The 17,604-nt window shown below is 63.2% G+C and carries 13 protein-coding genes and 2 tRNA genes; 6 read left to right on the forward strand and 9 right to left on the reverse strand.

Annotation, left to right across the window (positions count from 1 at the left end; translation table 11 throughout):
• Nucleotides 1-159: 159 nt before the first annotated feature.
• Nucleotides 160-1,353: an enoyl-ACP reductase FabV gene (gene fabV, locus PBR20603_RS13580; RefSeq protein WP_150560051.1), complete on the forward strand. Its 1,194-nt coding sequence runs from the start codon at nt 160-162 to the stop codon at nt 1,351-1,353.
• A gap of 91 nt (nt 1,354-1,444) precedes the next feature.
• On the opposite strand, the gene PBR20603_RS13585 is transcribed toward fabV, so the two are convergent.
• The 4 genes from PBR20603_RS13585 to PBR20603_RS13600 form a co-directional block, all read right to left on the reverse strand.
• Nucleotides 1,445-2,578, reverse strand: a complete 1,134-nt coding sequence (locus tag PBR20603_RS13585; RefSeq protein ID WP_150560052.1) for a DUF72 domain-containing protein — start codon at nt 2,576-2,578, stop codon at nt 1,445-1,447.
• A complete protein-coding gene (locus tag PBR20603_RS13590) occupies nt 2,575-3,786 on the reverse strand; it encodes an SAM-dependent methyltransferase (RefSeq protein WP_150560053.1) in 1,212 nt (403 codons plus the stop codon). The genes PBR20603_RS13585 and PBR20603_RS13590 overlap by 4 nt, the downstream gene beginning before the upstream one ends.
• Nucleotides 3,787-3,900: 114 nt before the next feature.
• Nucleotides 3,901-4,548 (reverse strand): pyridoxamine 5'-phosphate oxidase, encoded by a 648-nt coding sequence (gene pdxH / locus PBR20603_RS13595; protein WP_150560054.1) that lies wholly within the window; start codon nt 4,546-4,548, stop codon nt 3,901-3,903.
• A 288-nt stretch (nt 4,549-4,836) separates the two neighbouring features.
• Nucleotides 4,837-6,936: an AsmA family protein gene (locus PBR20603_RS13600; protein WP_246174646.1), complete on the reverse strand. Its 2,100-nt coding sequence runs from the start codon at nt 6,934-6,936 to the stop codon at nt 4,837-4,839.
• Between PBR20603_RS13600 and tcdA the strand changes: the two genes are divergently transcribed.
• Nucleotides 6,935-7,771 carry a tRNA cyclic N6-threonylcarbamoyladenosine(37) synthase TcdA gene (tcdA, locus tag PBR20603_RS13605; RefSeq protein WP_150560055.1) on the forward strand — a complete coding sequence of 279 codons (837 nt, stop codon included), beginning with the start codon at nt 6,935-6,937 and terminating at the stop codon, nt 7,769-7,771. The two genes, PBR20603_RS13600 and tcdA, sit on opposite strands and share 2 nt — an antisense overlap.
• 212 nt (nt 7,772-7,983) lie before the next feature.
• On the opposite strand, the gene PBR20603_RS13610 is transcribed toward tcdA, so the two are convergent.
• On the reverse strand, nt 7,984-9,636 hold the full coding sequence (locus tag PBR20603_RS13610; protein ID WP_150560056.1) for an AMP-binding protein: 1,653 nt from the start codon (nt 9,634-9,636) through the stop codon (nt 7,984-7,986).
• Between PBR20603_RS13610 and PBR20603_RS13615 the strand changes: the two genes are divergently transcribed.
• The 3 genes from PBR20603_RS13615 to PBR20603_RS13625 all read left to right on the forward strand — a co-directional run bounded on the left by PBR20603_RS13615 (nt 9,635) and on the right by PBR20603_RS13625 (nt 10,351).
• On the forward strand, nt 9,635-9,868 hold the full coding sequence (locus PBR20603_RS13615) for a hypothetical protein (protein WP_150560057.1): 234 nt from the start codon (nt 9,635-9,637) through the stop codon (nt 9,866-9,868). The two genes, PBR20603_RS13610 and PBR20603_RS13615, sit on opposite strands and share 2 nt — an antisense overlap.
• A 174-nt stretch (nt 9,869-10,042) precedes the next feature.
• Nucleotides 10,043-10,119: transfer RNA gene (locus tag PBR20603_RS13620), tRNA-Arg, on the forward strand.
• A gap of 155 nt (nt 10,120-10,274) precedes the next feature.
• Nucleotides 10,275-10,351: transfer RNA gene (locus tag PBR20603_RS13625), tRNA-Arg, on the forward strand.
• 183 nt (nt 10,352-10,534) lie between these two features.
• Here the strand turns inward: PBR20603_RS13625 and PBR20603_RS13630 are convergent.
• The 3 genes from PBR20603_RS13630 to PBR20603_RS13640 all read right to left on the reverse strand — a co-directional run bounded on the left by PBR20603_RS13630 (nt 10,535) and on the right by PBR20603_RS13640 (nt 15,023).
• Nucleotides 10,535-11,983: an efflux transporter outer membrane subunit gene (locus PBR20603_RS13630; RefSeq protein ID WP_150560058.1), complete on the reverse strand. Its 1,449-nt coding sequence runs from the start codon at nt 11,981-11,983 to the stop codon at nt 10,535-10,537.
• A gap of 6 nt (nt 11,984-11,989) precedes the next feature.
• Nucleotides 11,990-13,504, reverse strand: a complete 1,515-nt coding sequence (locus PBR20603_RS13635) for a DHA2 family efflux MFS transporter permease subunit (protein WP_425495815.1) — start codon at nt 13,502-13,504, stop codon at nt 11,990-11,992.
• A 208-nt stretch (nt 13,505-13,712) separates the two neighbouring features.
• Entirely contained in the window at nt 13,713-15,023 is a 1,311-nt protein-coding gene (locus tag PBR20603_RS13640) for an HlyD family secretion protein (RefSeq protein ID WP_150560060.1), read from the reverse strand.
• A gap of 102 nt (nt 15,024-15,125) precedes the next feature.
• Here PBR20603_RS13640 and PBR20603_RS13645 point away from each other — a divergent pair, with 102 nt between their 5' ends.
• Complete coding sequence (locus PBR20603_RS13645; RefSeq protein ID WP_150560061.1) at nt 15,126-15,875, forward strand: CerR family C-terminal domain-containing protein; 750 nt, start codon at nt 15,126-15,128, stop codon at nt 15,873-15,875.
• Nucleotides 15,876-15,956: 81 nt separating this feature from the next.
• Here PBR20603_RS13645 and PBR20603_RS13650 read toward each other — a convergent pair whose 3' ends face one another.
• Nucleotides 15,957-17,414: an amino acid permease gene (locus PBR20603_RS13650; RefSeq protein WP_174977917.1), complete on the reverse strand. Its 1,458-nt coding sequence runs from the start codon at nt 17,412-17,414 to the stop codon at nt 15,957-15,959.
• Between the last annotated feature and the right edge of the window lie 190 nt (nt 17,415-17,604).

Below are 17,604 nucleotides of genomic sequence, written 5' to 3' on the forward strand. Positions count from 1 at the left end.
GGCACGGCGTTGTCCGAACGGGCGACGCCGAATTGCGCAAAACCCAGGCAAAGGGCCAGCAAAAGCCCGTCAAAATGCCGGGCTAGCCCCGACCTCGTTTACAATGCGCGGTGTTTGCCGGGTGAGCCGGCATCAACGAATTTTGTGAACGAGGTTTCCATGATCATCAAGCCACGCGTGCGCGGCTTCATCTGCGTCACCACCCATCCTGTCGGCTGCGAAGCCAACGTCAAGCAACAGATCGATTACGTGAAGGCGCAAGGCCCGATCGCGAACGGCCCGAAGAAGGTGCTCGTGATCGGTGCGTCGACCGGCTATGGTCTGGCCGCGCGCATTACCGCCGCCTTCGGTGCCGATGCCGCGACGCTGGGCGTGTTCTTCGAACGTCCGGGCAGCGAGACCAAGCCGGGAACGCCCGGCTGGTACAACACTGCGGCCTTCGACAAGTTCGCTACCGAGAAGGGGCTTTACGCGAAGAGCATCAACGGCGACGCGTTCTCCAAGGAAATCAAGGCCAAGACGATCGAGACGATCAAGAACGACCTCGGTCAGGTCGATCTGGTCGTCTACAGCCTGGCCGCGCCGCGCCGCACGCATCCGGAAACGGGGCAGGTGTATAGCTCGGTACTCAAACCGATCGGTAAATCGGTGACGCTGCGTGGCATCGATACCGACAAGGAAGTCGTCAAGGCATCGGTATTCGAACCGGCTTCGCAGGAAGAGATCGACAACACGGTGGCCGTCATGGGCGGCGAAGACTGGCAGATGTGGATCGACGCGCTCGCCGACGCTGGCGTGCTTGCACCGGGCGCCAAGACGACGGCGTTCACGTATCTCGGCGAGAAGATCACGCACGATATCTACTGGAACGGTTCGATCGGCGCTGCCAAGAAGGACCTCGACGAGAAGGTGCTGGATATTCGTGCCAAGCTTGCCGCCAGTGGTGGCGACGCTCGCGTGGCCGTGCTCAAGGCGCTCGTTACGCAGGCCAGTTCGGCGATCCCGATGATGCCGCTCTACCTCTCGCTGCTGTTCAAGGTCATGAAGGCCAAGGGCACGCACGAAGGTTGTATCGAGCAGATCTACGGTCTGTACAAGGACAGCCTGTATAGCGCGACGCCTCTGCTCGATGATGAAGGCCGCGTGCGCACCGACCAGAAGGAACTCTCGACGGACGTGCAGGCGGAAGTCTCGGCGCTGTGGGACAAGGTGACCGACGAGAACCTTTACGAACTGACGGATTTCGTTGGCTACAAGCACGAGTTCCTGCGTCTGTTCGGCTTCGAGATCGACGGTGTCGATTACGAGGCGGACGTGAATCCGGACGTGCCGATTCCGCATCTCGTGGCGTAAGTTCTGCGCACGCAGTGCGATGACGATGGCCCGAGTCCGGCGGTTTGCCGGCTCGGGCCATCGTCGTTTCATGGGGGCGGGAAGCTAAGCGTCAATCCGCGTTGGCGGCCGACGATGTCTGAGACAACGCGTTGATCCGTTCGGCCAGTGCGCAACACGACAGGGGTGACGAGCCTTCGGCCTTGTTGTTGACGATCACGTAGACGGGATGCCCGGCCAGGGCGTAGTGGGTGGCAAGGGCGGCTAGCACGTCGCGTGTTGCCAGATCGGGATCGACGATCTTGTCGAATGGTGCGTATTTCGCCTTGGCTTGTTCGTAGCGATGCGCGCTGTTCAGATTCCAACGCACGACGAGCGGCCCGGCGCCGCTTTCATCGAGCATGGCGAGTGCTGCGGCCTGACGTTCCACGTGAGGCATCCGTGCGTGCAGACCGATGCAATAGCGTACGCCCAATTGTCCCAATGCGCGCATCAGGCGGGGGGTGAGCAACGCGCCGTCACGAATTTCCAGCGCGTAGCATGGCCCTGGGGCGACGCTGCCTTCGGCAGTCACTTCCCCCGGCGGCAAGGGTGGCAGGGCAGCAAAGAAAGCCTCGATGCGTTGAATCAGCGCCGGAATGTCACGCAGCAACTCGGCGGACAACGGCGACACCTGGAACACCAGCACGCCAGCCTTCGGCCCGAGTCCGGCCAGACAGGGGGCGACAAACTGCTCGGCGGCAATTCGGGGATCGAGAAAGCAGGGGTTCGCGCTCAGCCCTTCGCCTTTTTCACCGCGCACGACCGCATCGGTCACGACACTCGGCGCCTTGACCAGAAAGCGGAAGTCGTCAGGCACTTGCTGCGCGTACTTCTGATACTCGACGATCGACATCGGTTTGTAGAACGACCGGTCGATGCCGACGCAACGCAATACCGGATGGCGCGCGTAAGCGGTGAGTCCTTGGCGGGAGAGTTTGGTGTCGCTGTAGTCGTCGTCCCAGACAATGCCTTTCCAGCCGGGAAACGACCACGACGAGGTACCCAGACGGATGTTGCCGGGCAGTTGATTGCCCAGCCTCAGCATCGCAGGGGGAGTGTCGGCCGCGCCGACGCCACCGCGGCGCGCTGCGCCCGTGCGAGGTTCGGTGTGCTTCTGCGTGGGGATGTCGCCATCGACCTGCCTGGCACGTCCGCCTGTCGGAGGATCGTCAGGCGGCGTGCCAAACAGATCGAACTGGCTCATCGGTTCTCGTACATGTAACGGCGCGACCAAGGCAGACGCTTGGCCGACAAGCCTGCCTTGCGGCACACGATTTGGTAGATCGAGACGTGATCGTGCTCGAACGCATAGGCGCAACCCGCAAGATACACGCGCCAGACGCGGAAGCGCTCCTCGCCTGCCAATTCACGCAGCTTGGGGGCATGCGCTTCGAAGCGTTCGGACCAGAGCGTGAGCGTGCGGGCGTAATGACGGCGCAGGCTTTCCACGTCGCTCGCTTCGAGTCCGCCGCGCTGCATCGATTCCAGCGCGAGACTGATGTGCGGCAACTCGCCATTCGGAAACACGTACTTGTCGATGAACTCCCCGCCACCCATCGCCGTCTCGCCGCTATCCGGGTCGGTCGAGGTGATGCCGTGATTCATGGCGACGCCGTCGTCCTTGAGCAGCGAGGCGATTTTCGCGAAGTAGTCCTGCAGATGCTTGCGCCCGACGTGCTCGAACATCCCCACGCTCGTGATGCGGTCGAACTGACCTTCCACGTCGCGATAATCCTGAATGCGGATCTCGATCTGGTTCTCGAGGCCGAGCTTCTTGACCCGTTCGGTGGCGAGCGCGAACTGATTCTCGGAGAGCGTGACGCCGACACACTTCGCACCGAATTTCTGCGCAGCGCGAATCACCAGGGCGCCCCAGCCGCAACCGATATCGAGCAGGGTCTGCCCGGGCTGCAACTGGATCTTGGTGAGGATGTGATCGATCTTCTTCTCTTGCGCGGTGTCGAGGTCTTCATCGCCGTTCTCAAAGTAGGCACACGAATAGACCATGTTCTTGTCCAGCCAGAGCTGGTAGAACTCGTTCGACACGTCGTAGTGAAACTCGATCGAGCGTTTGTCGGACTTCTTGCTGTGATTGAAGTGGCGTACCGCACGTTCCAGCGGGCCGATTGTCGTGAGACTGCTGCCCGCGAGCGCGTAGCTCATGTCGATGACGTCGGCGAGCTTGCCCTCGACGTCGATTTCGCCCTTCACGTATGCCTCGCCAAGGTTGTCGAGGCTGGGACTCAGTAGACGTGTCATGGCCGCAGGGCCATTAATGCGCAACGTTACGCTGGGGTTGTCGAACGCACCGAAATCGTAGTGCTGTCCATTCCAGAGCGCGAGCCGGATCGGCAGGTTCGAAGATGTCTTGACGCCGCTGACCCAGTTTTCGAGTTTTTTCTCCCACAACATGGATGTGCTCCAAGTGTCACCAAAAAAACTTCAATCCGTACCGCTCGGCACGGTGACGTCTCCTCGTCGAAACGGGCGGGCAGGCGTACCGCGTCGGCGTAGCCGACACAACGTTCAGGGGGACAGGCGCGCCACGCGCCACGATCCATCGGCAAGCCGGAAATATTTGATGCGATCATGCAGGCGCGATTCACGGCCCTGCCAGAACTCGATGGTTTCCGGCACCAGCCGATAGCCACCCCAGTGCGGCGGGCGCGGCGGGGCGTCGCCGAACTGGCGCCGGAAATCCGCTTCGCGTTGCTCGATGATGCTGCGATCGGCGACTTCGGCGCTTTGCACCGACGCCCAGGCGCCCAGACGGGAGCCCACCGGGCGCGAGTGGTAGTAAGCGTCGCTCTCCGCTTCGCTCACCTTGTCGACACGCCCCTCGATGCGCACCTGACGCTCGAGTTCGATCCAGTGGAACAGCAGACAGCCGTATGGCGTGGCAGCCAGTTCCTGGCCTTTACGCGACTCGTAATTCGTGAAGAATGTGAACCCGTGTTCATCCGCGCCCTTGATGAGCACGATGCGCGCGTCCGGCCGGCCATCCGGCGTGACCGTGGCGAGCGTCATGGCGTTCGGCTCGGGCAGTTGGGCAGCAATCGCTTGCTCAAACCAAACTCGGAATTGATCGAACGGGCTGGACGCCACATCGGTCTCGGAAAGTGAGCCGAGGGCGTAATTTTTGCGCAGGTCCGCGAGAGAAAGCGTCTGAGTCACGACGATCGATATCAGTCTGTTGCGGTTGGGGGTTGCGACACAGTATAGCGAAGAGTCGGCGAACGTGCGCGCGTGGCGATTTGTCGCATACGCGGGCGCTTCGACCTGTCGCATGCTCCGCGAGGCGGGCATCTCGCGCCATGTGCTTGATATTTAAGGAGTGAAGTAGTTTTGCCGAACCGCCGTTGCCGGTCCCGAAATCGTGTGGTGTGGCGGCGACAAATCCCTGCGCCTGGCATGGGCATTGCTTTGGGCGGTGCGAATCCACTGTCCATGGCGTTCAAGGTTTCACGGCGCCTCCCGGCCCGAACCGAAGACGGGGGCCGTGGCAGACGGTGTCTGTTTGCGTTGCCCGGCAGATGGGTGCCTCTGCGGCCCCGCCTTAGTGCCGTTGGCGTCGGGCACCGGTTTAACGGCGGCCGGGTTTCGGCTTGCCGGATGTTGCAGGTTGGCGAGCAGTTCACCGCACGGGCTGTCCTTGCCCGGGCCGAGTTCGAGCAGCGGCACGAGCGCGGTGTACGGGGCGAGCACGCCCAGCGCAATGGCGCCCCCTGCGCGCGCGACCAGCGTGGGGAGGTTGACGCCAACGTCGGGGTGCTTGAACGTTCCGCGTACGTACAGCGGTGAGCGCAGCGAAAGGAGACCGAAGTGTTTAGGCTCCGGCCGGATCGTCAGATTGAAGTGCTCTCGCTTGAGATCGACCTGTCCGGTCACGCCGATGCTCGTATCGTCGGTGTCGATCACGAACGTGCGCGCGTCCATCATGCCGTCGCGCACCGCGAAGTCCGCTGCCGCACATCGCATCTCGATCTGCTTGTCGCCGAAGAGTTTGGTCAGAACGATGTTGCCGACATTCAGCCCCAGATACTGCAGCAGCAGCTTGCTCACCGAACCACGGTCGATCAGCGTCTTGATCTCGCCGTTCGACGAGCCGGCCAATGCCGCAATCGAGTTGCCCGTTGCCGTTAGCGCGGCGTCGCCGTTCACTTCGCCCACGCTCGTTTTCATCAGATCGACGTCGGGCAGTAACTGCTTCATCTGCAGGTGGCGCATCGACACCTGCGAGTCCACCTTCATCGGTTCGGTCTGACCGTTGAGTACGAGTGTCGACGTGATGCGGCCTCCTGCGACGCCGAACTCCAACGGCCGTAGCGAGAGCACGCCATCGTCGAGCACAATGTGCGTGACCAGGTTGTCGATCGGCAGGCTCTTGTCCTTGATGATCTTGCGGCCAGTGAATTGCACGTCGGCGTCGATGGCGCGCCAGCGGTCGGTCTTGAACGGATCGACCGGCAATACCTTGTCGGACGGCGGCGCTTTCGGCTTGCCTGTCAGATCGCTGCCGCCGGACGGATTCTGTCCGCCGACGACCGGCCCGAGGTCAGCCAGGCGCAACTGATTCGACACGACGGCGCCTTGAAGGATGTTGCGCGGCTCCCGCTGGCGGAAGACCAGGGTGCCTGACAGATCGCTTTGCCCCACCTTGCCCTGAAAGCGCTCATAGCGCCATACGCCGGCCGTGTGCAGCAGATGCCCGTTGGTCTCGTAGGCAGGCGTTTCCGGCAGCAGCACGCCGGTGATCGGATAGAGGTCGGCCATCGTCGGACCGGACAGACGCAAATGCATGTCGAGCGCCGACAGCGTGGCCGGATTCGTGAACGTTCCCTTTGCGGCGATCTGCGTGCGCCCGATGCGTACGCTGGCGTCGAGCGGATAGGGGTCGCCTGCGTCTTCGAGCGAAAGGACATCGCCGCCACGCGCTTTGCCGCTGACCGCAACCTTTCGGAAGGTGCCCTTGAGCGAGACGCCGATGCCGTAAGGCGCCTGCCCGTCGATGGTGGCGATGTTCGCGGTGAGATCGAGCTGCTGGGGAACGAGGTTCGCGCGTACGACGCCGTCCTCAAGAATCAGTCGGCCGATGCGCAGCTTCCACGGGGACGGTTTGCCGTCGCCCTTCGTGAAGGTCCAGTTGTTCTGTCCGTCGGCGCGTTGCTCCACGATGACCTTGGGCGCGGACAGCGCGACCTCGGGCAGCACCACGTGTTTGTCGAGCAGCGGCAGCCATTCGAGCGAGAACGTGAGCCGGCCAACGGCGATCATGTTCGGCGACTGACTCCACGCAACGTTGCCTAACACGATATCATTCGCGATCAGGCGAGGCCGCGGCAGCCAGCGCCCCAGTCCCGGGGCCTGTGCGTTCGGCGCCAGCCAGTGCAGCGAGAGGTCGCCCCGTATTTCGAAGGGCCGGCCGGTCGCGGTGCTCACCTCCCGGTTGATAAAGGGCCGGGCGTAGTTCCAGTCAAACCACGTGATGAACGCCGCGAATGCCAGCACGATGGCGACTATCGTGATCGCCAGCCATTTCAAGGACGTTACCCATCGCATCATGAACAGTACCCCGTCGATCGTTGTTGCCCCGGTGCCCGCTGCGCCATCGGAGGAAGATTTTGACGCGAACCGCCGCTTTGGCGGTATCGCGCGTTTGTACGGTGACGACGGTCTCGCGCGCTTGCGTGATGCGCACGTGGCTGTCATCGGCATCGGCGGCGTAGGCTCGTGGGTGGCCGAGGCACTGGCGCGCAGCGCCGTGGGCCGACTCACGCTTATCGATCTCGATAACGTCGCCGAAAGCAATACCAATCGTCAGGTGCACGCACTGGATGGCAACTACGGCAAACCGAAAGTTGCTGCGATGGCCGAGCGAATCGTGGCCATCAATCCCGTTTGCCAGCTTACGCTGATCGAGGACTTCGTAGAGCTGGAGAACCTCGACGCCATGCTGGGCGGCGGCTTCGACTGGGTGGTCGACGCCATCGACAGCGTACGCGTGAAAACCGCGCTTATCGCGTGGTGCGTGGCGCATAAGCAGCGTCTGATCACCGTTGGCGGGGCGGGCGGTCAGATCGATCCGACACGGATTCGTATCGACGATCTTGCCCGCACGATCCAGGACCCGCTGCTTGCGAAAGTGCGTGCGCAATTACGCAAGCAACATGGGTTTGTCCGTGGGCCAAAAGCCAAGTTCAACGTGCCAGCGGTGTACTCGGACGAGCCGCTGCAATACCCGGAAGCGGTTTGCGCACCGGGCGAAGTGCCAGACCCGGTTGCGGGGCCGCAGGGGCTGAACTGCGCCGGCTTCGGCTCGAGCATGTGTGTGACAGCCGCATTTGGCATGGCGGCCGCAGCCCACGTTCTGAAGCGAATCACGATGCGAGACGCCTGACGTACCGCTGTTGTACCAAGGCACGTGCGCCGCGTCTGTAACCAAAAGTTACCAATCGAGGCCGGCGTGTCGATCAACGCGCCGCCTCCTGTCTCGATGACTGAAATGACAATGGCCGGGATCGCTCCCGGCCATTGATGTCATGGCGTGAATTTCCCCGGCGCTCCCGTTGGCTTCGTTACGTATGACGAAACAACTGGGGCGCAAGACAATCAGCGCAGTTCGCGACGCAGCACCTTGCCTACCGGCGTCTTCGGAAGGTCCTTGCGGAATTCGATCAGGTGCGGCACCTTGTAGTTCGTCAGGTGCTGACGGCAGAAGTCGATGATGATTTTCTCGGTCAGATCCTGCGACTTCTTGACGATCACAGCCTTCACCGCTTCGCCCGTGCGCTCGCTCGGCACACCGACGACCGCCGCTTCGAGCACGCCCGGGCACATGGCCAGTACGCTCTCGACCTCATTCGGGTACACGTTGAAGCCCGAGACGATGATCATGTCCTTCTTGCGATCGGTGATGCGCACGTAGCCCTGCTCATCCATCGTGCCGATGTCGCCGGTGCGCAGCCAACCGTCCGGTGTGATGGTCTTGGCCGTTTCGTCCGGGCGATGCCAGTAACCCTTCATGACCTGCGGGCCGCGCACGCAGATTTCGCCCTCCTGACCGATGCCGAGGGCTTCGTTGGCGTCGTTGCGGATGCTGACATCCGTTGACGAAATCGGCAGGCCGATGGAACCGTTGAACTCGCTGCCGAGCGGATTGATACACACGGCGGGCGACGTCTCCGTCAGACCATACGCTTCGATGAGCGGATGGCCGGTGACCTTCTGCCAGCGATCGGCCACCGCACGCTGCACCGCTGCACCGCCACCCAGCGCACACTTGAGCGCGCTGAAGTCGAGCTGGTCGAAGCCGGGGGTGTTGAGCAGCCCGTTGAAGAGCGTGTTCACGCCGGTCATGAACGTGAATTTCCATTTGCCCAGTTCCTTCACGAAGCCAGGCATGTCGCGCGGGTTGGTGATGAGCAGGTTGAGGGCACCCAACTGAAGGAACACCAGACAGTTCGCCGTCAGACAGAAGATGTGATAAAGCGGCAGGGCGGTCACGATGATCTCCTTGCCTTCTTCGAGACCTGAGCCGATCCAGGCACGCGCTTGCAGCATGTTGGCGATCATGTTGCGATGCGTGAGCATGGCGCCCTTGGCGACGCCTGTGGTACCGCCCGTGTACTGCAGGAACGCGATGTCGTCGTGACCCAGTTGTACTTCCTGAAGCTGTGCGCGGGCGCCTCGTGCGAGCGCGGTGCGGAACGGCACCGCGTGCGGAATACTCCACGCGGGCACCATCTTCTTCACGTGACGCACGACGTAGTTCACGATCCAGCGCTTCGGCGCGGGCACGAGATCGCCGATAGCGGTCGTGATGACGTGTTTGACCGGCGTATCGGGCAGCGCCTTTTGCAACGTGGCGGCGAAGTTCTCGATCACGACGATGGCCCCGCACTCGGCGTCTTTCAGTTGATGCTCGAGTTCGCCTGCGGTGTAAAGCGGGTTGACGTTGACGACGACCATCCCGGCACGCAGGATGCCGAAGACGGCGACCGGATACTGCAGCAGGTTCGGCGACATGATCGCCACGCGCGAGCCGCGTTCCAGTCCGGGCAGGCTTTGCAGATACGCGGCGAAGTCGCGCGATTTGCGCTCGAGGTCGGCGAAAGTCATCGTCACACCGAGGTTGGCGAACGACGGGCGATCTGCGAACTTCTGGCAGCTTTGCAGGAACAGATCGTTCAGCGAACGATACATGTTGACGTCGATCTCGGCCGGCACGCCGGGCGGATAGCTCTTGAGCCAGACTTTTTCCATGAGCGCCTCCTTGAATTTGGTTTTTATCGCATCGTCGTCGCCGGGGGAAGAGGGTGGGCGCGCGGTGCGTCGTTTCATCGCAGTTCTTTTGGCAATGCGAGAGAGGGTTCTGGACGTGCTGTCTCCCCTGTCGAGTCTCGCATGCGCGGCAAGCGCGTCAATCGACGCGCTGCAAAAAGCCGTAGCATACCGTGCCGTTTCTGGCACGAGCACATGGAAAGCCCTGATTTGATGCGGGTTTGCGTGGAGTAATTGTTCTAGCGGCAAAGGCTTGCCAGTGTGGGGGATTCCGCGCTAATCCCGCACGGAATGGCCGATGCGACGGACAATCCGCAGATGTGACAAAAGAATTGCAAAAAACGCTTGCGTGGCGGGCCGGTTTCTTACATAATTCTGTTCTCACGACGCGGCTGTAGCTCAGTTGGATAGAGTACTTGGCTACGAACCAAGGGGTCGTGGGTTCGAATCCTGCCAGCCGCGCCACCTAATTCGAGGGTCTCCTCACGGGGAGACCCTTAGTTTTTCGGGAGAGTCCTTCCCAGTGACGCGCCGCATGTCATGTACATTCGGCCCGCGTCGATGAGAAGGCAAACCGACAGCAGCAGGATCGTCTGATCGGTGTCTCACGTGCAGTAAGTGCGGCTGTAGCTCAGTTGGATAGAGTACTTGGCTACGAACCAAGGGGTCGTGGGTTCGAATCCTGCCAGCCGCGCCAACTCAGTTGGCAAAAACGCTCCAGAGGCGAAAGCTTCTGGAGCGTTTTTCGTTTGTGCGGACGAAAAGGGTGGACGACAAGGGCAGACGACAAGCACCGCGCGATTCGACCGTCACTGTGCCGGCTATCGTCAGGCACGACGGCACGCTGCTTCGAACGTCATCGCGCCCGACGCCGATCGCGTCAGCCTTGCCCAGTTTCCGGTCCGACCTGCCATCCCAGGCCCAACGCCTTTTGCAACGTCACGAACGACTTGAGAAGTTGTGCATCGCCAGCGATGCGGTCCTGCTCGGCGGAAAAGCGCGTGCGCTCGGCGTCCAGCCAATCGAGCGTGCTCGCGGTGCCTGCGCGGTAGCGTTGACGTGTGAGCGCGGCCGCCCGCGCAGCCGACGCCTCCACGCTGCGCAGCCGGTACACGTTCTCGCGCTGATGCCCATAGCGCGCCAGCGCCACATCGGCATCGCGTAGCGCAGTGAGCACGGCACTCTCATACTTCGCCTGGGCCTGATCGCGCCCCGCCTTCGCACCGTCGACACCGGCCTGCACGCGACCGAAGTCGAGCACGTTCCATTGCAGACGCGGCATCGTCATCCAACTGAAGTTGTCCTTGCGCACGAGATGACCGGGATCGAGCGCGGAATATCCAAGTTCCCCCATGATCGAGAGCTTCGGAAACCAGTTGGCGGTTTGCACACCGATCTGCGCATTCTGCGATGCCAGACGACGCTCCGCTGCGCGAATATCCGGCCGCGCCTGCAAAAGGGCGGCCGGATCGCCGATAGCCACCTTCGCGGGCACGTTCGGTAACGCTTTGGACGCTTTCAACTCGGCGTCCAGCGCACCCGGCGCGCGTCCAGTGAGCAGTGCCAACTGATCGAGCGACTCGATGACGTCTGCCTCGAGCGGCAGCACGCGCGATTGCGTCTGCTCCACTTGCGTGACGAGCCGTTCGACGTCGAGTTCCGATGCGACACCGCCGGCCCGGCGCTGACGCGTGAGATCGAGCATCTCGCCTTCCAGCTGTGCCGAGTCGCGCACCAGCGCGAGCCGGGCTTGTTGATCGCGTAAGGCAACGTAGGTCTGAGCGACTTCGGCGGCGAGTTGCACGTGCGCATCTGCCAGGTCCTCTGACGCCGCGTCGGCATCGGCACTGGCCGCCTCGACGGCGCGACGCGTACCGCCGAACAAATCGATTTCCCAACTGGCGTCGAAACCGGCGACGTAGAGGTCGAGCGGACCGCGGCCGCCGCCGTCACCGCCAAGCAGGCTCAGATCGGGCGAGCGGGTGCGCACCATCGCCAGGTCGACACCTGCCTTGGGCAGCAGATCGGCCTGATGACTGCGCAGGCTCGCACGCGACTGACGCACCTTCGCCTGCGCCGCGCGGATATCCGGGCTATGCGCGATGGCGTCGTCGATCAGTGCGGTGAGTTGCGCATCGTTCAGCGCGGTCCACCACCGGGCGACGCCGGGCGTCTGCGCTTGAACGCCTTCGCCCGCATGTGCGAACGTCGCCCCGGTACGCAGGGCGTCGCCTGCGACCTCGGGGGCGCCGCGGTAGTCGGGGCCGACCGTGCAGCCGGTGATGAGTAGGGTGGCCGCGAGGGCCAGCGTTCGGATTTGAAGCGTCATGATGGTTCAATGACCGCCGGTGCTGAATCCGGTCGGTTGCTTGAGCAGCAGGGCCAGCGGCACGCAAAGCAGCAGCGCGATACCCAGTGCGTAGAAAGTCTCGGAAAACGTCAACACACTTGCCTGCCTTGCAATTTCGGCGGCGAGCTGTGCGGTGGCCTGCAGTTGTGCATGCACCATGTCGCCCGTCTGCGCGAAGAAGCCCGCCGCATTGGCCGCGAGGTGCTCCTGTCCCAGCGGACTGTTGGCGGTGATCGTCTCGCGCAGCATGGCGTCGTGATAGTCGGTGCGACGGTCGATCAGCGTGCCGAGCAGCGCGAGTCCGACCGACCCGCCGAGGTTGCGGGCCATGTTGTACAGACCTGCCGCGTCCCCGGCATCCTGCGCATCGACGGCCGCCATCGACGCCTGATTGAGCGGCATCATCGCAAGCATTTGTCCCACACCACGAAGCAATTGCGAGAGCGTGAAATCGTGCCCTACGCTTTGCGCCGTCAGGTCGATGTCGAGCATGCAACTGGCGAAGAAACACAACAGCCCGACGATCACGAGCAGACGAATGTCCACCCGGCTGATGAGGCGTGGCAGGAACGGCATCATCAGGAAGGCGGGCAGCCCCGAGAGCAGCATGATGTTGCCCGACTGCTGCGCGTTGTAGCCCGCAATCGTGGCGAGGAACTGCGGCAGCAGATACGACACGCCGTAGAGTCCCGCGCCCACCGTGAAAACGATGTAGATCACGCTTGCGTAATTCTTGTTACCCAGCAGCGAGAGCTTGACGATGGGCTTCTCGGCCGTGAACTGCGCCACGAGCATCATGCCGATGCCGATCGCCGACGCGATCGACAGCCAGATGATCAGGTGCGAGTCGAACCAGCGTTCGCGCTGCCCTTCCTCGAGCACCACGGTGAGCGAACTCAGGCCGATGGTCAGGCCGACGATGCCCAGCCAGTCCGCCTTGAAGAACGCCTGCAGATTCGTCGGCTCGCGCTTGAGCCCGAGCATCAGCAACGTGACGATGGCCGCCGAGATCGGCAAATTCAGGAAGAAGCACCAGCGCCAGTTGGCGTTCTCGGTCAGCCAACCGCCAACCACCGGTCCGAGCAACGGTCCCAGCAGCACGATCAGGCCGAACATCGCCATGCCGACCGGCATCTGGTGGCGAGGCAGACGCGTGCGAATGATCATCTGCGCCGTCGGAATCATCGCGCCGCCCGCGAAGCCCTGCCCGATACGGCCGATGATCATCTCGGGCAGGCTGCTCGATGCGCCGCACATCATTGAGAAGAGGGTGAAGAAGACGGCGTTGAGCATCAGAAAGCGTCGTAACCCGAGCACGCGCGTGAGCCACGCGGCGAGCGGAATCATGACGATTTCGGACATCAGGTAGCCGGTCGAGATCCAGGTGCCCTCGGTGCCAGAGGCGCCGATCTGCCCTTGAATCTGCGGTAGCGCCGAGTTGGTGATGGAGATGTCGAGCGTGGCCAGCAGCGCGCCAAGCGCACCGGCCGCCACGGCGATCCAGTCGGATGCCGACGCGTTGCGCGGCGCGGCGGCGCTCGTGGCGCCCCCATTGCCTGGGCCACCCCCGCCGCCGCCTTCACCGCTCGCTGCCGCGGCACCGCGCGCCTGATCGCGCGTCAGCGCAACGGGCGCAACGGGCGCAACGGGCGAAGCGGAGCGGGCGGAGGGAGTGGCGGGGGACGATGAAGCGCTCACCACGCCACGGTCAGCCACGTTGTGCTCCACCGTTCGTGGACGATGGCGGCGCATTCGTGGCGGGGCCGACGATGGCATTGAGCGGTGCACTGAGCGAGACTTGCGACGCTGAAGCTTCGCCGGCCCGGCCCGAGTGCGCCGCTTGTTTGGCGGGGGCGGCCGTAGTGTGGCGATGCGTATCGACGTCCGCGGTGACCGACAGGCCCGGCAGCAACACCGCACGCAGCGATTCGGGCACATCGAGGCGGATGCGCACCGGTACTCGCTGCACGATCTTGGTGAAGTTACCGGTAGCGTTCTGCGCGGGCAGCAGCGCGAACTGCGCGCCGGTGCCGGGCGAGAGCGAATCGACCACACCGTGGATCGGCTCGCCGGGCAGGGCATCGACATGCACCGTCACGGGCTGGCCGGGCCGCATATGGCCGACCTGCGTTTCCTTGAAGTTCGCCGTCAGATAGACGTTTTGCACCGGCACGACGGTGAGTAGCCGCGTGCCCGGCTGGGCGAACTGGCCGACGCGCACGGCACGATCGCCGATGCGTCCGGACAGCGTGCTCTTGACGACGGTGTCCGCGAGATCGAGGTCAGCCTTGCGCGCGCTTGCCTGCGCCACCGCCAATTGCGCCTTGGCCTGCGCCAACGCGGCCGTGAGCGTGTCTGTCTGACGCTCGCTCGCCTGCAAGCTGGCCTCGTTGCTCTTGCGCGAGGCGTCGGCGCGGGCACTGGCATTGCGCAACTCGGCAAGACGCTCGTCGGTCTCCGCGCCCGTGGCAACCAGCGGTGCGTAGCGTTTGACCTGACCGGCCGAGTACGCGGCATTCGCGCGTGCGCTGTCGAGTTCGGCGCGTGCCTGCGCGATTGTCGCCGCATGCTGGGCGAGTTCGGCCTGTGCCCTGGCGACATCGGCTTCGCGCGCGACTACGCTCGCCTGCGCCTCGTCGTAAGCGGCCTGGTACTGGCGTGCGTCGAGTCGCACGAGCGGCTGACCGAGCGTCACCGTTTCGTTGTCACGCACCAGCACTTCGGTCACATAGCCGCCCACTTTCGGAGCAACCGTCATGCTGTCGGCTTGCAGATAGGCGTCGTCGGTCGACTCGATGAAGCGCCCGACAAACCACCAGTGTCCGCCCCAACCGAGCGCGGCCACGAGGCCCAGCGCCAGCACGCCAAGCAGGAGTTTCTTGCGGCGAGGGTTGGCCGGGGCCTTCGTCTGGCCGGGTGTCGGGGCAGCCTCTGCTGAGGCCTTGCCGGCCGGGGCGTCGGTCTGACGTGCGGTCGACAGCGCCGATTCTGCCGGTTTGGCTTGGGCTGCGGTGGTCATGGGAATTTTCTCAAATTATTCCAGTTGGCAGAATTATTCCAGTTGATCGATTTATGTCAAGTGTTATATTTTTGACGAAAGTTTTGGCAAGCAAGGACATACATGACAGGGACTTCACGTGCAGGGCGTGCTCCGGGGGCGGCAGCGCGTCCGAGGCATGCCGTCGACACGGGGTATCAACGTGGTGAGGAAACGCGTGCGCGCATCATCCTCGCGGCGATCAAGTGTTTCGGGGAGTTCGGCTTTACCGGGGCGTCCACGCGAGATATTGCGAACGAGGCGGGTGTGAATGCCCCTGCGCTCCAGTACTACTTCGACAACAAGGCAGGCGTGTATCAGGCGTGTGTCGAGTACATCGTTGAGCTCGTTCTGGGGAAGATGGGAACGGCCATTGAGGCGGCCGAGCGTTTGATGGCCGATCCGGACGCGACTGACGAGCAGCTCATGGACGCATTTTGCGAATTACAGAATCGCAAGGCGGGGTTCATGGAGGAGGTGCCGGAGATCGACGGCTGGCACATGTTCATGGCCCGGGAGCAGGCGGGGCTCGGGCCGGAGGCCGGTTTCAAGGTGTTTCACGAGCGCTTTTCGAGCCGGCTCGCGTCGGTCGGCGCAAACATCGTGACGCGGCTCGCGGGCGTGGCGCCCGACAACGAGGAGATGCGTGTTCGCGCCGTGTGCATCAGCACACTGGGCATGGCATTTCGCGTGATGCGCCGCTCGGTCGATTGTTCGATGGGATGGGCCAGTGAGCCGAATCCCAATCGCAATCGGATCGTACGCGAGGCGGTTATCGAACAGACGCGGCAATTGCTGGAGCAGGTCGTCAAACAGCGCAAGTCGGCCAGGTAAGTTCGACGTCTGCGGCATCCTGACGGGGGCACCTTCCGGTGCCCCCGTGTCGTTTCCTGTGTCGTTTTGCCGGCGCGGGACTCAGGACTGCGCGGCCGTGCGAGCCTGCGGTTCGTCGTCGCGCTTGCGATACCACACGAAGTAGATCAGCAGCACCACGGCGACAAACGGCACGCCGAAGATCAGCGTCATGCGGAACACGCCGGTGAGCAGCGTGGTGAGCATGATGGCGGCCATGAGTGCGGCCCCCAGCAGCGTGAGCCACGGGAAGCCCCACATGCGGAAGGCGAGGGGCGGGTGGTTCTCGCGCCGCCAGGCGCGGCGAAAGAAGAAGTGGGTGACAAAGATCATCATCCACGTGAGCATCGCGCCGAACATCGAGATCGCCATCATGAACGTGAACGACGACTCGGGGTAGAGGAAGTTCACCAGCGTGGCGAGCGCAATGCCGAGCGTCGAGAGCAGCAACGCCGCGAGCGGTACGCCGCGCGAGTTCACTTCGCCGAACCGGGCGGGCGCGTAGCCGGCGCGCGAGAGCGAGAACATCATGCGCGTGGTGATATAGAGCTGGCTGTTCATCGACGAGAGCGCGGCGATCAGCACCACGAAGTTGATGACCCCGGCGGCGCCCGGAATATTGATCGCCTGCATCACCTTCACGAATGGGCTTTCGTCCTGACCGGCGGCGGTCCACGGCACGATGGCGAGCATCAATGCGAGCGTGAGCAGATAGAACAGCACGAGGCGCACGACGGTGGAGCGGAAGGCACGCGTGACCGCACGCTCCGGATTCTCGGCCTCGCCTGCGGCCACGGCGATCATCTCGATGGACAGGTAGCTGAAGATCGAGATGATGACGGCGACCCACATGCCCCACAGACCCTTCGGGAAGAAGCCGCCGTGCGCCGTGTAGTTCGCGAACCCTGCGGGCGAATGCCCGCCACCCGCAACGGATCCGGGGGCGATGAACACCACGTAAGCGCCGATCAGAATGAAGATGACGATCGCGGTGATCTTGATGAGCGAGAAGCCATATTCGATGGCGCCGAACAGGTTCACGGACATGGCGTTCACGAGCACGAGTGCCGTCGAGAAGCCTGCGACCCAATACCAGCCCGGCACCTGCGGGAACCAGAATTTCATGTAGACGGCGATGGCGCTCACCTCGGTGCCCACGGCCAGCACGATGCATGACCAGTAGGCATAGCGCACCAGAAAGCCGGCCCACGGACCGATGTAGTGTTCGGCATAGGCGCCGAACGAGCCAGACGTCGGATGCGCGACCGTCATCTCGGCGAGGCATCCCATGAGCATGAGGGCGATGATGGCGCCGATCCCGTACGAGATAAGCACACTCGGGCCGGCAAAGCCGATGGCGAAACCGCTGCCGAGGAAAAGGCCCGTACCAATGGCGCCACCGATGGCGATCATTGCCATCTGACTCGCCGTGAGCGAGCGTCGCAGGCCTTGCTCGCGGCGCGTGATGTGGGTGAAGTCGCGGGGGGTGCCGGACTGGGAAGACTGGGGGGATTGCGTCATGACACACCTCTTGGATGTCGTCGCGAGAGATTGGCGACACCCGCATGAGTAAAGCGTTGCTTGTCATCGCCCGCCGGTGCGCCGTGCAATGCCGCAGCGATGCCGGATGGCGTCGGGTGTGGCAAAACGCGGGTGCGAACGGGCCCCGCCGCCCCGGAAGACGCCGGGGCGGGTCATACCAACAGCAAGG

Source organism: Pandoraea bronchicola, assembly GCF_902459805.1.
Classification (GTDB): domain Bacteria; phylum Pseudomonadota; class Gammaproteobacteria; order Burkholderiales; family Burkholderiaceae; genus Pandoraea; species Pandoraea bronchicola.

Coding starts and splice junctions, on each gene's coding strand:
- PBR20603_RS13630 (WP_150560058.1), bottom strand. CDS start 11,983: ATGACGCTTCAAATCCGAACGCTGGCCCTCGCGGCCACCCTACTCATC.
- tcdA (WP_150560055.1), top strand. CDS start 6,935: ATGAACAGTACCCCGTCGATCGTTGTTGCCCCGGTGCCCGCTGCGCCA.
- PBR20603_RS13615 (WP_150560057.1), top strand. CDS start 9,635: ATGAGCGCCTCCTTGAATTTGGTTTTTATCGCATCGTCGTCGCCGGGG.
- PBR20603_RS13600 (WP_246174646.1), bottom strand. CDS start 6,936: ATGATGCGATGGGTAACGTCCTTGAAATGGCTGGCGATCACGATAGTC.
- PBR20603_RS13650 (WP_174977917.1), bottom strand. CDS start 17,414: ATGACGCAATCCCCCCAGTCTTCCCAGTCCGGCACCCCCCGCGACTTC.
- PBR20603_RS13645 (WP_150560061.1), top strand. CDS start 15,126: ATGACAGGGACTTCACGTGCAGGGCGTGCTCCGGGGGCGGCAGCGCGT.
- PBR20603_RS13640 (WP_150560060.1), bottom strand. CDS start 15,023: ATGACCACCGCAGCCCAAGCCAAACCGGCAGAATCGGCGCTGTCGACC.
- PBR20603_RS13590 (WP_150560053.1), bottom strand. CDS start 3,786: ATGTTGTGGGAGAAAAAACTCGAAAACTGGGTCAGCGGCGTCAAGACA.
- PBR20603_RS13585 (WP_150560052.1), bottom strand. CDS start 2,578: ATGAGCCAGTTCGATCTGTTTGGCACGCCGCCTGACGATCCTCCGACA.
- PBR20603_RS13610 (WP_150560056.1), bottom strand. CDS start 9,636: ATGGAAAAAGTCTGGCTCAAGAGCTATCCGCCCGGCGTGCCGGCCGAG.
- fabV (WP_150560051.1), top strand. CDS start 160: ATGATCATCAAGCCACGCGTGCGCGGCTTCATCTGCGTCACCACCCAT.